A 14,347-nucleotide genomic window follows, 5' to 3' on the forward strand; every position below is an offset into this window, starting at 1 on the left:
TTACCATGGAAACGCAAGTTGCTTCGGCAGGTTATTCGGTTCCTACCTACTGCCCGCTGCCGGATGCGCTTTGGCACCATTTCCTGCACGGCAACGTGCCGGGACACCAAATCGACTTCATGTACCGGCCGGAGGTTCCGAGTGGTCAGCTTTCGCAGCAACACTTCAGCCATCTGGCTCGGTTCGTCAAGTACATCGAGCCACGTCGAGGGAGTCCGTATGCGTTTGCCATTGGAAATCTGTCTCGAGACGATACGCAATACGAACCTGGACACGGAGGAGTCGCCCTCATCTTTGGGCTGCGTATCCGAGGAGCCAAGGATCACGCGGGACGGCAAGATCCACCATTTTGTCATGCCGCCGCAATCGTTGACCGACATCTGGACGAGCAGCACATCCTTGCGGCCACGACGGCATTTCATGCCAGACTCCTGTCGCAGCGTAATGGCGTAACCGAAGGGAGTGCCTTCTATCACGACTATCTGCGACTGGGGCAACATCCGCTGCTCTTGCAGTCGCGCTTGCGCCGGTATGTGGGCGAATTCGATAGTCTGCCAGATTTGCCGCAAAGCCAATTGGGCTTGCGGTGGACAGTCGAAGGGACGACGCCGCCAAAACGTGTCACGATCGTGCATCCAGATCGCGTGCCGTTCGAAGTGGTTGCAGCGTGCGCTGCACGAGTTGCCGCCGTGCTCGTCGAATCGGACATTCGCTGGACGTGCATCACGAGTGGGCGCGAATCGGACATTGCCGGTGGAACGACGGTGCGGTTCGTTCCCGAAAGCGATGCCGCTGGGGAAAACGGCGGTGAAGTGGTGCTTCGATTGGATGAGGTGCCCGAGGATCTCGCCGAGCTTGCCGTGAAGTTATTCAGCGCCCGAGATACGCGGCAAAACGCAGTGGCTCACGTGGGTTGGCGGCAAGCGATCGCGTTGCCGACAATCGACATGAAGGAGCATCTGAACGACGACATTCCGAATTCGGCGAAAAGCGACAACATCGCCGAGATGGCTCCGGTATCGCGACGCCGTGCAAAATCGACCAGAGGACGGCTCGGTTTGCTCATTGGCGGAGTGGCCGCATTTGCCGTGGCTGGACTGCTCGTGGCGATTGGACTCGGCATGCAAGAAACGCCACAGAAGCAAGAGCCCGCGCCAACTGCGGCGCCACCGGAGCTCGAAGTTCAGGCGCAGTCGGCGCCGATAATCATTGATGCACCGGCCTTGATGCCGAGCGCGACAGCCAAAGCGGCGGCAGTCAAAGCGCCGGCAGCCGTCAAAGAGCCAGCGAAAGCGGAAACGCCGAGGGTGACGACCGTGGCAAACAAGGCAGCGAAGAAGAAGAGCGCACTCGAGAAGAGAGAAGACGCTCCAAAGCTGTTCACGAAGGTGCAGGCGAAGGAATGAGGGTCAGGTGCAAGTGCCGGACATGCAGGTGCCGGATTGGCAATCGCTATTGAGAACACTTGAGGTTCATGCAGATCCCGGATGCACAGTCGGAGGAGTTTTTGCAGGGTTCTCCTGTGGCTCCGAGGCATGTGCCAAAAGGGTCGCCAACCATGTCCTTTTGACAAACACTACTAACGCAGTCCGTATCATTACTGCATATGCCACCCACATAACTCAAGCATTTACCCATTCCATTGCATGTAGATAGATTTGAGCTGTCGCATTTCTCCAGCTTCATGCCATCAATGTAACTTAGATCAGGCTTATAGAACGGCACATTCGTGCACGTCCCCTCTGCTCCCGCAACACCGCAACTCATGCATTCGCCGGTGCAATCGGATTCGCAACAAGAGCCATCTACACATTTGCCAGTCTCACATTGCTGGCCTGACATGTCCGTGCACGCTTCGCCTTGGCAGAGCTTTACAGCGCAATTGGCACCGCAATTCATCCAATCCGCAGCCGAAAGGCAATTGACGCATGCACCATTCCCATCACATACCATTCCACTTGCACACGATGTGCCGACTGCATTCAGCGACGGCGCAGCGGGCGCTCCGCCTACACAGGAATTTGTGATGCATGGGCTATCCCCCGGTTTGTCCGTGTCATCCGTCCGGCTCTCCGGCTCGCCTTTATCATTGCAAACCACAACCTGACAATCGCCAGGCGTTTGCGCGTCGATTGCCATGCCGTTCTTTTGCGGAACTCGGTTGCATGTTCCCGCGTCACATGTCCAACTCGAGCACTCCGTTGCTGCCGGACAATCTGCGGCGCTCGAGCAGATGCACATGGAGGGATCCGTTGCACAATTCGGTACGCATTCACCGCTTTGGCATTTCCCTGGATTGCTTCCACGGCTGCAAGCCAATCCATCCCTCGCAGCAGAATCGTACGTCGTCACACCATTGACGACTTTGGCTGACGTGCACGAATTCCCGTCATCGACAGCCGTACCGTTCCATTTTTGAACGTGCTCGTAAGCCGCACACCCTGGCGAACGCGGTGTGCTCGACGCGGCTGCAAAGAGAAAGGATGCGGATCCCAAAGCGAGGAAAACTCGAAGCGCAGGCATGACGAAACACCTCCCAACAACAAAGCGTTAAAACGTGCCCGTTAGGAAAACCCCATTCCGCGATGGCACAACCAGAATACCTTCTTTTTTATTTGTTGCGGCTGTTTTCTTCAGTCCGGTAAGCCATACGATCAACGTGCCCGCCGCCACTGCACCTCCGACGACGAAACCGGCCAAGGCGACATTGGCATAGGTGTCGCGACGATTTTCGAACGCGGCAAGATCCGTGCAACGAGCGTCAACGCCGATCGGCGGGCATAACTCTTCACTCGTCTTTCGCGAGAGCCGAATCTCCTCCCCCAATGCCATGGCTTCCGCATGTGTCCTGCGTCCGGCAATGCTGAAGCCTGTCCCAATACCCAACCCCACCACCCCAATCCCCAGTCCCGTGAGCAACATAGGCGTACGCCATGACTGCGATTCCTTCACGATCACCTTGGACTCCGGCGCCTTCAACACCAGCTCAATGGTCGGCTTGGTTCCCGGTTCGAGGTCCATATCGACACGCGCTTGCCCCCCAGGCCCCTCTGCTTCGAAACGCCGACGACCGGAATCCACGAGAACAGGATCCGCAAGCGGCGATGTGCCCAACATGCGGCCATCCACCGATACCTTCGCGCCTGGTTTGTTCACCTTGATCGTCACGATCGCCAGCTTGGATCGCGCTTCCGCCAACAATCGTTCTGCCATTTTTCGATCGGCGTCGTTACCGCCGGGTTTGGCCAGGAAAAGCTCGAGATGCTCCACCGCATCGCGATTTCTCTCGGTCGCGATCTCCGCTTGCACAAGTTGCGCAACGACTTCGGCGTCATCCGGCTTCAATTCGTGCGCCTTCAAAAATTCTTGCCGCGCCGCCTCCCAACGATTCGAGTTGATAGCTTCATTGCCGGCCTGAACGTGTTTGTCGAACTCGGTCATTACCGGATCCGGAGCCACCGGAGCCGGCTTTTTCCCGGATTGAGGTCCCTTACTCTGCGCCCAGGCCGGCGTCGTGTTGCCAGAACAAAGCCCCAGCAGCAGACCCACGAGCATTGCGCAACTTCGAGTTTTGCTTCCCCTCATCGCCTACCTGAACGACTGTATCCCACCTACGGACGAGCTTGTCAATCGAACAATCGAGCTCGTGTCGTGGCTGGCGTATCATAAGGATTGGCAACGATCGACGCGCTATGCTTGCCACCCGCTGACCGGCTCGGTGCACGGTTTCTCTCACCAGAAGACTGCTTGTGCGCTTGGGGCGACTTGTTTGCAGGTCCTTCCGCAATTGTCTTGGAAGCTTGTGTCGTGGCTGGAGCTGTCGTCGGTTGCTCCGATTCGGCGATGGGCAACGCGCCTTCGGAGGTGGTGGCGTCAGACGCCGCCGCCTCGGCGGTCGCCGCAGGCAAACTCGCCTGCTGCATGGTTGGCCGCGTCTCTGCAGCTCCCAGAGCTTCCTTTTCGCGCGAGAGCGAGCTCGCAAGGAGCACCCCGACAAGTGACAACGCGGCAATGACGCCAATCGCAATGGATGCAAAAATGACCCGTCCACCCCGCTTGGGACGACGCGGATGACCCTGGCCGTTCACCTTCGCCGAGGCCATATTCACGGATTCAGATGGTAAACCCGCATGTGTCTCGTTCAGCGTGACGCCAGACGTTGCTTTCTCGAGGACATCCGCCGATAAGGCCATGGTCCCACCTTGCACAATGGTATCGGGCAACACGAGGGTTTGCCGATAGGCAGCCAACGCCTGCTGACGCTCTTGTCGCAATGCTGCAAATGGATCACCAACATCGGCCTCTGGATCTAGAATCGCAGTACCCGTTGCCGATACGGCCGATTTTCCAGACAAGATTGCCGCGGCAGTGCTCTTGGGAAGAAGTTGCGTTCCTGTTGTCGTGAACTGCGGCTTTTCCGCCATTGAAGGGAGCGGCGTTTTCCTACGCTCAGGCGCCTCGGCAACGGTTGACATTCCGACCGCCGGCGTACCGGAGTCGCTTGTACGAGCAGCCAGCGATCCCGGCGCGGGAGTGGAATGCAATGTTGAAGAAGCGACTTCTTGCGCGGTTTCAACGGACAATCCCGGAACGTTCAATTGCACGCGGGACGATCGGCTCGTCTCGATGAGCGGTGCGAGCATACGCACGAGGTCTTCGGCATGGGAAATACGCTTACCGCGGTCACGCTCGAGACAACGATTCACGATTTCATCATATTCGGGCGGGAGGCTGCGCACGCGGCTCGATGGGGGCACGATTTCTGCCAGTAGAATGTTGCGCACGACTTGATCGACAGCCCCTTCGAAGGGTCTGACTCCCGTCAACATTTCATAAAGAACAACGCCGAACGACCAAATGTCCGTACGATGATCGACGTCCTTGCGGACACATACTTGCTCGGGGCTCATGTACGCCGGCGACCCCACTGCAGCGCCAGTGGCGGTCACAAGACCGTCATTGGCTCCGATGTGCTTGCTGACGCCAAAGTCGAGCACTTTGACGAGAAACTCTCCGTCCTCCATCCCGGACGCGCGATGCAAAAACACGTTGGCCGGTTTCAGATCCCGATGAACGAACTTGGCCTTGTGCGCCGCATCGAGCGCGCTGGCAATGTCTCTCGCGATTCGCGCTGCAATCGGAGGCTCGATGCGACGTTTCGACTTGATCATCCGTCCCAGCGTTTGGCCAGTAAGCAGCTCGAGAACGAGAAATGGGTCGCCATCGTCGGTTTCACCAACATCGTACAGCTTGACGATATTTGGATGAGACAAACTCGCACACGCCGTTGCTTCTCGGAGCAAGCGCTGACGTAGGTCGTGCGTGGAGTGGAGCACGAACTTGAGCGCGACGGGTTTGTCGAGCGTCATGCACGTCCCAGACCAAACGGCCCCCATATTGCCTTCGCCTTCACCGATCTGTTGAATGAGGCGGTACTTGCCCCCGATCACATCCCCCGGCTTCATGCTCGATGAAATCTTCATGTTCGTACCGAACCCCAAACACCTACGTTTCTGATTTTGCGGCCCGTGACAGTTGTTTCGACTACACGATCCGCCCGATGCAGAGCCGTTACCACAGAGGCCGGACGTGGGACAAATATTGTGCTGAAAAAGATGAGCGGACGGAGACCAACCCCGAGTGGCCGTCGGTTGACCTGACACACGCGTCGTCAAATTCTGCGTCCAATGGTGCGAAATCTGATATAGTCGGCTCCATGGACGTCGTTTCTCACTGCGCGATGCCGGCTTGGGGGTTCGTCTGGCAGTTTCACACGGGAATGTACTTCCAAACGATCGTAGTAAAGGCTACGTTCTCCTTGGCCCCGGGCACGTCGACATTGGCTGCGGATCAAGAAACCTCGAACGACGAGGATTCCCATTGGGACGATGACGAGACACGGAGTATTGCGGTACCAAGCGACAAGGTCCCCTTCAAGTTGCGGGCAGACGTGCTTCTCGTGGGGCATGCGTATGCGCCAAACAAGCAACCGATGCGCTCGGTGATGACGCGGCTGACGGTGGGTGAAATCGACAAGTCGATCGAAGTATATTGTGATCGAAATTTCTCGATTCGAGATGGCCAATTAAAAGAGGGGCCGCGTTTTCTGAAGATGCCGCTCCGTTGGGAGAAAGCGGCAGGGGGGCCCGATACGAACAATCCCGTGGGCATGCGCTTCGATGCACTTCCAGATGCAAATGGTGCCGTTGCTGTCCCGAATTTGCAGCCGCCGACCGTTGTCGTATCGCAACGAACGGACACATTCGCGCCGGTTGGTTACGGGCCCATCGCGCCGAATTGGCCGACTCGAATGGAACGACTTAGGCATTTGGCAGGAACATCAGCCTACCGCGATTGGGAAAAAAAGCCTTTACCTCAAGAACTGGGCCATGGTTTTTTTCAATCCGCTCCGCTTGACCAGCAAGTCGCCGAACTGCGCGCGAACGAGCGAATCGTGCTGGAAAACTTGCACCCCGAATATCCACGGCTCGTGACGAACTTGCCGAACCTGAGGCCAAAAGCGATAGCGCATCGAGCCACCGGTGAACGGGAAGACGTGAAGCTCGTTGCCGACACTTTGTGGATCGACACCGATCGCGGAATATGCGTATTGGTTTGGCGTGGAGGTATCGGCTTGCGGCACGCGGCCGAACCCGGTCAAATCATCGTGACCGTGGATGATCCTGCAGCATCCGTCGTCGCAGTCGCCAAAGCGACCGAAGAGCTCGTGCAGCCGAGTCTGTCCGTATTGATTGCGGAGAACGACCCATCTGTGGAGGATCTGGCAGGAATGACGCTCGTTCCTGGATTCGATATCAGCAAAGTCGTTGGCAATGTCATGCCGTTCATCGGTGGAGGAGCGACGCCGATCTCGCAATCTAAACCGCGAACTGCCGACGCAGTGTTGCCGTTTGGCGGTTCGTCGAATCTCCCTACTCCGCCACCCATGGTGACTGCAGCGCCTCGAGTGGACCCGATTGCTCCACCGATTTCCAATACACCTCGGGCGCCGGGTGATGCGCCAGGGGCACCTCGTCCAACGCCCATGTCGATTGGACAAATCATGGTTGCTGCGCCGAATGTCGAAGTTCCTGCACATGGCTCGGAAAAACCGGCTCTTGCTGGTCCAGTTCCGTCAGCGGAGTCGAACGAAAAACCAGCAGTGATCCAAGACGCTGCCATGGGCGGTGCGTTGGCGGCATCGAATGCAGCAGCGGAGTCGGCATCACGGGCATCCGCGAAAGCACTCACGGGCAGGGTTTCCGTCGATCTCATCTGGCTCAATGCGGGATCCATGCCGCGGATTCGCAAACAATCGGCCTGGAAAGAGATTTTGGGTAGTGTAAAGGTTCGTCCTGAAGATGAGGATTTGGATGACGATTTCCCGCCGGGGCGACGCCTTCCCGCGAAGGATCGTCGAGAAGCGTTGGCGATTTTATGTCGGGGCGAACCCTTGGATATGCTTGGCGTAGAGGAGGCGCTGGCTCGCGCAACCGAGGATGAAAATGGATTTACGCCGCCGCTCGTGCTTGCTGCGGGGGAATTGGTGATGCGTTTCGACGAGCTGGAGACGTTGAAAGCGACGTTGGCGGCGTTGGCGCCGCATGCGCACGGTGACAAGCGTCTGGAAGAGGCGATCGCGCGCGTGCAAGAAATGTTCAAGATGCCGTGGGCGCAGGGAGCGAATGCGGTATTGGAAGAGACGACGGCGAATTTACGAAAGCTGTTTGTCGAGGGACGAAAAGGGGCGCCGGTCGAGGTGTTCGATGCGCAGGTGGAGCAAACGTTGCTCGAGCATCGGCATTATCGGAAGCGGACGGTATTTGGTCAGCCACGGGTGGTGGGGACGTTGATTACGCCGGGTACGAAGGCGGCAGCTCCGGTGTATTTGCCCGAGAGTTTGGCGAAGGAATTGCCTGGGTTGCGACGAATGGGGGTGCGATTGATCGGGGAAGTACGTCCACGTGCGGAGCAGGGGGAGATGAGTGCGGTGGCAGTGAGGGCAGTGGCGGTGGGGAGAAGCTTATCCAGCTGATGGATGCTACTCGCACTTCATGGACATGTGAGACCCGGCATTCACGGGACCCACTGCACTTGTTCAGTGAATTTGGGGTCCTCCGGCGGCACATCCTGCTCATAAAGATCCCTGTAGACCTGATTGCGCCACATCTTCTCAAGTCGTGGCACAAATCGCCGCTTGATGGTGAGCTCTAACTGCTCCATGCCCCACCACCGCAATTTGCGAATTGCAGATTCTGCGCCCGCTTCGACAAATATGACGAGGTTCGAGTAACTTTGCGGAGAAATTCGTACACTTTCGCTACGGAGCGCTGCGGGAAGATCCTTCGTGATGTGCACATTGGCCATCAAAGCGCCGCAAGCTTCGACATCGGCCCGTATGGGTGGCGTAGGCATGCGCATGCGTCCATCCTCGGCTCGGCGAACAAGTTTGCACGCAGCAAACGCCCGTTCCCATTGATCGGACGACCAAATCGGCGGGGGACCCACTTCTTCGAGTACGTCACGCCAAAATGGCTTGGATTCCTCTTTCAAGATTGCTTCAAGAAAACTCTTGCCGAAATGAATGCTCACCCGTAAGAGTACGTCACGTTCCGCTTCTGGAAATGTCCGGATGTTGGCGATGATTTGGCGAAGAATATACGCTTGAGCGTGTGCAAAAAACCAGCGAGCATCGTCCGTTTCAAACCATTGATCCGACCACTCCTGAATTCGTTGTTGGATTCCATCAAGCTGTTTGAGTAATGATGCGCGATTCGTAGCTGTTTGCATGAAAGTACGATGCCTCCATATGACGAAGCACAATCGGTAACGACACCGCATGGAACGATTTAAATCCCCGGATGCGACGCATTCCCCGCTTCCTCGATGGGGACAAACCGGAAGTTCGTCCGGTGCATTTTCGCCGCAAGCTCAACGACTTTGCGAGTACAGTAAAATTGTGTCGGAGGAAAATCGGTAATGAACAAGTCGCTCCCGTCCCAGCTTCCTTCCACGAATACGATACGATGTGCGGAAACGCGATGATCCACGTACGTCTTGCCCGTGTGACTCGATCGTCCGATCACTCGGTAGCCCGACCTCTCGAAGTCGATCGCGGCCCCGATATGCCCACTAATCCAGTAGTAGTTCGGTGGTGGCACGTTTTTGAGCTTGCCTGGTACGACCTTCGCTACTTGGGCCGGCCACACCTTGCCATAGGCAATGCCTGCTCCATCCCAATCTCGAAGGACATGTTCTGAGACGTAGCGTCCGAGAATTTTGCCGCCGCATCCAAGGACATCGGGCCAAGTGTCCGCCGTCTCGTCATCGATGTCGATGTCAATGGGGCTCAACGGTTCCGTCCACTTCGTCTTGAATTCAGGGTCCTCGTGCACGTGCACCATCGCCGCGCGCGTGCTGGTGATCCATGGTGAATTTACCATGATTCTCACAACGAAGAACTCGGTGGTCATTGAAACCTCGGATCGTTTCGCATGTCGTTCATTTTCTCCAGGATCGTTTCCTTGTTCTTTGGGATATTGGGCTCATCAAAAAACTTCTGCCATTCGTCGTTGAATTCTTTGCTCCAGTTTTGATGCCGGCCAGGTGGCGTCCCTTCCACCCATCGCCCGTTCTCGGCCTTGTTGATATCAATTCCGTGTTCTACGAATTCTTCCTGATACTTTACAGGAAGGTCATGATGCGCTTGCGGATTTTGCAGATTGCCAGGCGGATCGCCCAGGTTTTTCTTGAGTTCCGTTCTACATTGGGCCGCCGATTTGATTTCGGGTTTGGTGACTTTAACGCCATTCTTCGTCGATTTCTCCGCAACTTCCTCCTTGACCTCTTTCTTGGCCGCCTGTTCAATCCCCTCCTCAATCCCTTCCTTGACAGCCTTCTCCGCACCCTCCTCTACCAACTCCTTGCCTACCTTGATCGCAAGCTTTGTTCCTGTTGCAGCTTGGCCTCCCACCGGCCACATTGCGGCGACGGACAGGGTAGCCATCAACGCATTCTCTTTTGCCTTCGCGTCGTTTCCGGTTGCCGCATAAACGCCGGCTTCGACCCCATGAATGATCGCGTTAGCACCATCGGCTACTTCGCCGAGCACCGGAACCAGTCCAACGACATCCAGTGCCGTATGTGTCCAATCGAGCGCGGTCTCCCACCAGCTCTTTTCCTTTTCCGTCTCCGGTTCCGCCGGTGGATTCGTTTCCCCCTCGATATCTCCCAAAGGCCCAATGTGCACTGCATCGACATTGTCGACGTACACGACGGTCCCCTTCGTATTGCCCGGACCATCGGGGCCACTGCAGTTCATCCAGTATTCCGCTGAATGAAAAACAATGAAATCTCCTTGCGCGCGTACGGTTGGACTATGCGTAATCGGTTTGCAATACCCGACGTTCACGCCGCTCGTGACGCCTCCTCCTGTACCCGCTTCGTCACCGTATACCTTGGGTAATCGACTTGCGGTCGTCATGACGTTGAGTCCCGTCATGCAAACCGAATCCGAAAACAAGACTCCATCGCTGAAACGACCAATGATTTCGTAAGGAACCGGCGACATCGAAGGAGGCGTTTTGCACACGTCTGGCGTCGTGCATTTCACGATGGCTTCGCCCGTGGTTCGTACCCCCTCGTTGTCAGCCATTGCCGCCCCCATTCGGTTGCGTCATTCGCGGCTCCATTACTCTGATCGCCTTCTCCTTGGGGATCGGCGCTCTCCACATGATGTGTCCTTTTCGTGCCGGCACGTCTACGAACAGAGTATCCAAATACACTGGGACAATCGCCATCGATCCATCCTTGAACCGCAACAACACCCCCATCTTGTACCCCGGCAAATAAAACCGTACCGTTCCCTCCGCCGACAAGCCCTCTAAGAGAACCTCTTCATCCCCTCGCAAAAAGCCTGGACAAATCAAATCCGGATGAGCCGCGTTGTAAAACGAAAATTCAAAATCGTGAGGCAACTCCGGCCACCGCGTCCGCTGCCATTCCTCGTCGAACGTCCCCGCTCGTTTCAATCGCGGCTGCCAGGATCGCGCAATGGGTCCAAATCCCTCCGGACGATATTTCTTGCCAAGCTCCACCACCGGATCGTCCAGGCTTTCAATCTGCGGCGCCGGCCATCGATCCATGTTGCTCGGCACCTCCCCCTCGATGAATCCCATGCCCACGGGATTCGCATGAAAATATGCTCGTCGCCCCAATTCGATTTGTAGATTCCTCCAAATGCATATTCATACCGCAATGGCACTTCAGTAACGGGCGCTGGATCCTCCAATTTCCACTCGCCGCCTTCGCGTACCCACGCGCGTGGCCCCGTCACACGTAGCCTTTTCTTGATCGGCCCCACTTCAATGCCCACCTGCCAATCGGGAAGCGGTCGCCCACCGGGCGCGTGCGCAATGGCATTCACCAAAATGTCCGTCCGCGGCTTGAAAGGCGCCAAATCGCTCTCCATGTACACGCTCGAATAGTTCGGTTCACCGTGCCAAACATCCGATTCGACAATCGGCTGCTGCGTTGGATTGGGCCGAAGAGGCGCTCCGGGAATGATATCGAACGTTCCGCGCAAAACCAATACGGCAAAGTCGCGACCCTGGACGTCCCGACCATCGAATAGGAGCGGCGGAAACGGTGTATAGTTGCGCAATATCACCGCAGCTACTCCTCAATTCAAGTCGATCAAGCTGCCGTTGATCTGCACGTGCCCAGTTGCGCTGAAATCGAATTCCGCTCCGGTCAATTCGACTTTTCCACTCTTGTCAATCGTGAGCTTCGCGGCTCCCACGGTAATCTCGAGACGCTCTTTCACGTCGAGTTTCATCACGCCCGCAGGCACGTCTTCCTCGGGCGCAGCGCACTCTTCTCCCTCTGGCGGTGGATTGGGCCCCACGGTCATCGACAACCCCTGTCCCACCTGCTGTGTTTGACTTCCGCCCACCGTAACCGCATGATTGGCACCAACGCTCTGCCGCAAGTTCTCGCCCACCGTCATCGTTCGATCCGAACCGGTCGTTTCGGTCTCGTCGAACGTGACCATTTTTGTCAAATTGGCTCCGACTGTAATGCGCCTATTCTGCTGCGTGATTTCCGTCTCATCGTGCTTGACGAGTTTCCGCAAGTTTTTCTCGGCCTGCAGGAAAAGCATTTCTTTGCCCTTCATGTCCTCGAATAGGATTTTCATTGAATCCCCCACCTCCCGGTGACGAATTGCCTCGCCACGCTGTCACGGTCTTGTTGTCCGGCAATTTGTGTGGCACTGGAGACGTCGTGCTGAAGACCTGCCCGAGGACCAAAGGACAATCTGGATTCCCGTCGAGAAACCCCACCATGACCTCCGTGCCGACACGTGGAATCGCCATCATGCCGTACCCAGGCCCGCCCCAACCTTGGCCCACGCGCATCCACAGCGAGCTCTCGTCGTCGAATTGCCCCTGCCGATCCCAGTGGAATTGCACCCTGACACGACCGTGTTCATCGGTATGGATTTCTTGTCCTTTCGGTCCCACAACGATGGCGCTTTGGATCCCTTCGATTTTCGGCCGCGGTGTCTTCATGAGCGGACGATAGGGCTGGTCCGCGAAGACGGCGCTACTCATCATCGACCATTCGCCATCTTGCGTACCTTCCACGGCAAACGAAGTCACAAGCAATTTCGTATCGGGTCCAAGATCCGACCGCGTATGTCCAGACATCGAAAAAATCGTCCCCGGTTTGAGATCCATCGCGTTCGTCTCGAAGCTCAATCTCTTTTTCCCGGACCTCATGCTGCCCGCGACACGCGCTGCAAACTCTTTACCTGCCTTCTCGTCGTGCCGAGCGGCGCCTTTGTCGTCACCGGCCAGCAAGCCGGCAACGCTTTGCCCTTGCTCCAGCATCTTCATGGCTTTGCCCGCGGCGTTCTCTGCGGCCTGCTTTCCATCGCCAAGAACCTTGTCGACGACCTTTCCGCCAATCGCCTTGGTGGCCTCTTTGGCCAGGTCTCCCATGGCACCAGCGGCCACTTGTCCAATTTTGCCCTTGCCAAACTTTCCGAGCGTTTTGGTCACGAATTTGGTTACTTTTTCATCGACTTTCCCAGCGATTCGATTGTTGATGGTGCCCTTCACTTTGTCACGGAGAATTTTCTCGAAATGAAGGTCAAAGGATTCGCGATCGCCATGGATGATATCCGAAACGACCTTGCCCGCAACGTTACCGGCGATTTCTCCGGAAATGCCCCCGAGAATGTCTCCGGAAATATCCGCCGCGAATTTGCCGGCCACATCCTTCAACGCCTTGTTGAGCAGCTCGGTTACTTCCTCATTGACGAGCGCCGTGACCTTTGCGTCTGCCTTTTCAATGAGAGTGTGCTTGGCATCGTCGAGCATCCCCGCTGCTTTGTGGCCCGCTCCCGCTGCCGCCTCGGCCTTGCTTTGCAAGACCTTGAATGCACTCGGTGCATACACGTACTGCTCGAGCTTGTCTTCGAACGTGCCGAGCGCTGGAGTGTCACCCATCAATTTGAACGAAGGATTCCTACGAAAGTCAAAATCGCGCACGGTCACTTTGCCCGGGCGCACTTCCTCGGATACGCGAACCTGCGACACGAATTCCATCTCGGAAGCCTCATTGGGCTTGTCAATGTAACGAAGTGGCAATCCAGCTCGAGGTTCCTTGTGTTGCGGCGCGTCCCATAGCACGAGCTTCGAGCCTTTTTCGGGGTCATCATCGAAGCCAAATGAAATGCCCGCCTCTTCGAGCAATCGGCTCATGAACGCATAATCGCTCTCGCCGTATTGCACGCGATATTCGAATTTATGATAAGATGGACGATCGATATGCCATGTCGGTTCGATGTTCCACTCCACCAAAATCTCGTCGACGATGTCGGGAACACTCTTGCGTTGAAAAATCTTGTTGTTTCTGCGCTGCGTCAATAGCCACAACGTAGGAACGATGCGGAGGTAATAGGTGGACAAACCAGTTGATTCGGCCTGCACGAGCTCCATGTGGCTACAGATGCCCGACCAGATCCGCTCGCTGGCTTGCGCCTGTGCATAGCCGCTGACCGCACGAAATGAGGCAGGGTGGCCAATGATCGAGCTGATGTCGATATCATCGTTGGGCGAGCGGGCCCAGATCGAGACCGCAAACAAGCTCGACATGTCCTCGTGCACGGAAAACCGACGCACCGAAAGCGAACTCTCGCCACTCTCAAATGACAATGCCAAGATCGACATGACAACTTCCCTTTTCGACCCCTGGTCCCTCGTGGTCCCACCGACCCGATACTGACCGCCTGTCGTCCTCTACTACACTTCGACATCGCATGTAAAGAAAGTTGCGGATTCTT

General features: G+C 56.5%; 11 protein-coding genes. 2 read left to right on the top strand and 9 right to left on the bottom strand.

From position 1 onward, the window contains the following. Nucleotides 1-5 precede the first annotated feature (5 nt). Nucleotides 6-1,406: a hypothetical protein gene (locus IPM54_03605; protein ID MBK9258900.1), complete on the top strand. Its 1,401-nt coding sequence runs from the start codon at nucleotides 6-8 to the stop codon at nucleotides 1,404-1,406. A 1,144-nt stretch (nucleotides 1,407-2,550) separates the two neighbouring features. On the opposite strand, the gene IPM54_03610 is transcribed toward IPM54_03605, so the two are convergent. Continuing rightward, nucleotides 2,551-3,585 (bottom strand): hypothetical protein, encoded by a 1,035-nt coding sequence (locus IPM54_03610; GenBank protein ID MBK9258901.1) that lies wholly within the window; start codon nucleotides 3,583-3,585, stop codon nucleotides 2,551-2,553. Nucleotides 3,586-3,626: 41 nt separating this feature from the next. After that, nucleotides 3,627-5,483 (bottom strand): serine/threonine protein kinase, encoded by a 1,857-nt coding sequence (locus IPM54_03615; protein ID MBK9258902.1) that lies wholly within the window; start codon nucleotides 5,481-5,483, stop codon nucleotides 3,627-3,629. A gap of 233 nt (nucleotides 5,484-5,716) precedes the next feature. On the opposite strand from IPM54_03615, the gene IPM54_03620 reads away from it, so the two are divergent. Continuing rightward, nucleotides 5,717-8,035: a DUF2169 domain-containing protein gene (locus IPM54_03620; protein ID MBK9258903.1), complete on the top strand. Its 2,319-nt coding sequence runs from the start codon at nucleotides 5,717-5,719 to the stop codon at nucleotides 8,033-8,035. Nucleotides 8,036-8,076: 41 nt separating this feature from the next. Here the strand turns inward: IPM54_03620 and IPM54_03625 are convergent, their stop codons facing one another. The 7 genes from IPM54_03625 to tssI are packed head-to-tail and all read right to left on the bottom strand — an operon-like array spanning nucleotide 8,077 to nucleotide 14,234. Further along, nucleotides 8,077-8,790 carry a hypothetical protein gene (locus tag IPM54_03625; protein MBK9258904.1) on the bottom strand — a complete coding sequence of 238 codons (714 nt, stop codon included), beginning with the start codon at nucleotides 8,788-8,790 and terminating at the stop codon, nucleotides 8,077-8,079. A 59-nt stretch (nucleotides 8,791-8,849) separates the two neighbouring features. Next, entirely contained in the window at nucleotides 8,850-9,473 is a 624-nt protein-coding gene (locus IPM54_03630) for a hypothetical protein (GenBank protein ID MBK9258905.1), read from the bottom strand. After that, nucleotides 9,470-10,654, bottom strand: coding sequence for a DUF4150 domain-containing protein (locus IPM54_03635; protein MBK9258906.1), 1,185 nt, complete (start codon nucleotides 10,652-10,654; stop codon nucleotides 9,470-9,472). Before IPM54_03635 ends, IPM54_03630 begins: the two co-directional genes overlap by 4 nt. Next, on the bottom strand, nucleotides 10,647-11,144 hold the full coding sequence (locus IPM54_03640) for a DUF2169 domain-containing protein (protein MBK9258907.1): 498 nt from the start codon (nucleotides 11,142-11,144) through the stop codon (nucleotides 10,647-10,649). The genes IPM54_03635 and IPM54_03640 overlap by 8 nt, the downstream gene beginning before the upstream one ends. Next, nucleotides 11,027-11,668, bottom strand: a complete 642-nt coding sequence (locus IPM54_03645; GenBank protein MBK9258908.1) for a DUF2169 domain-containing protein — start codon at nucleotides 11,666-11,668, stop codon at nucleotides 11,027-11,029. The genes IPM54_03640 and IPM54_03645 overlap by 118 nt, the downstream gene beginning before the upstream one ends. Before the next feature lie 12 nt (nucleotides 11,669-11,680). Further along, nucleotides 11,681-12,196, bottom strand: a complete 516-nt coding sequence (locus IPM54_03650; protein MBK9258909.1) for a hypothetical protein — start codon at nucleotides 12,194-12,196, stop codon at nucleotides 11,681-11,683. Next, entirely contained in the window at nucleotides 12,108-14,234 is a 2,127-nt protein-coding gene (tssI, locus tag IPM54_03655; protein ID MBK9258910.1) for a type VI secretion system tip protein VgrG, read from the bottom strand. The genes IPM54_03650 and tssI overlap by 89 nt, the downstream gene beginning before the upstream one ends. Nucleotides 14,235-14,347 lie beyond the last annotated feature (113 nt).

The sequence above is a fragment of the Polyangiaceae bacterium genome (assembly GCA_016715885.1).
Lineage (GTDB): Bacteria > Myxococcota_A > Polyangia > Polyangiales > Polyangiaceae > Polyangium.

Excerpts from the sequence above, each read along its gene's own strand:
- IPM54_03605 (MBK9258900.1), top strand. The coding sequence starts at position 6 with ATGGAAACGCAAGTTGCTTCGGCAGGTTATTCGGTTCCTACCTACTGC.
- IPM54_03610 (MBK9258901.1), bottom strand. The coding sequence starts at position 3,585 with ATGAGGGGAAGCAAAACTCGAAGTTGCGCAATGCTCGTGGGTCTGCTG.
- IPM54_03615 (MBK9258902.1), bottom strand. The coding sequence starts at position 5,483 with ATGAAGATTTCATCGAGCATGAAGCCGGGGGATGTGATCGGGGGCAAG.
- IPM54_03620 (MBK9258903.1), top strand. The coding sequence starts at position 5,717 with ATGGACGTCGTTTCTCACTGCGCGATGCCGGCTTGGGGGTTCGTCTGG.
- IPM54_03625 (MBK9258904.1), bottom strand. The coding sequence starts at position 8,790 with ATGCAAACAGCTACGAATCGCGCATCATTACTCAAACAGCTTGATGGA.
- IPM54_03630 (MBK9258905.1), bottom strand. The coding sequence starts at position 9,473 with ATGACCACCGAGTTCTTCGTTGTGAGAATCATGGTAAATTCACCATGG.
- IPM54_03635 (MBK9258906.1), bottom strand. The coding sequence starts at position 10,654 with ATGGCTGACAACGAGGGGGTACGAACCACGGGCGAAGCCATCGTGAAA.
- IPM54_03640 (MBK9258907.1), bottom strand. The coding sequence starts at position 11,144 with ATGGATCGATGGCCGGCGCCGCAGATTGAAAGCCTGGACGATCCGGTG.
- IPM54_03650 (MBK9258909.1), bottom strand. The coding sequence starts at position 12,196 with ATGAAAATCCTATTCGAGGACATGAAGGGCAAAGAAATGCTTTTCCTG.
- tssI (MBK9258910.1), bottom strand. The coding sequence starts at position 14,234 with ATGTCGATCTTGGCATTGTCATTTGAGAGTGGCGAGAGTTCGCTTTCG.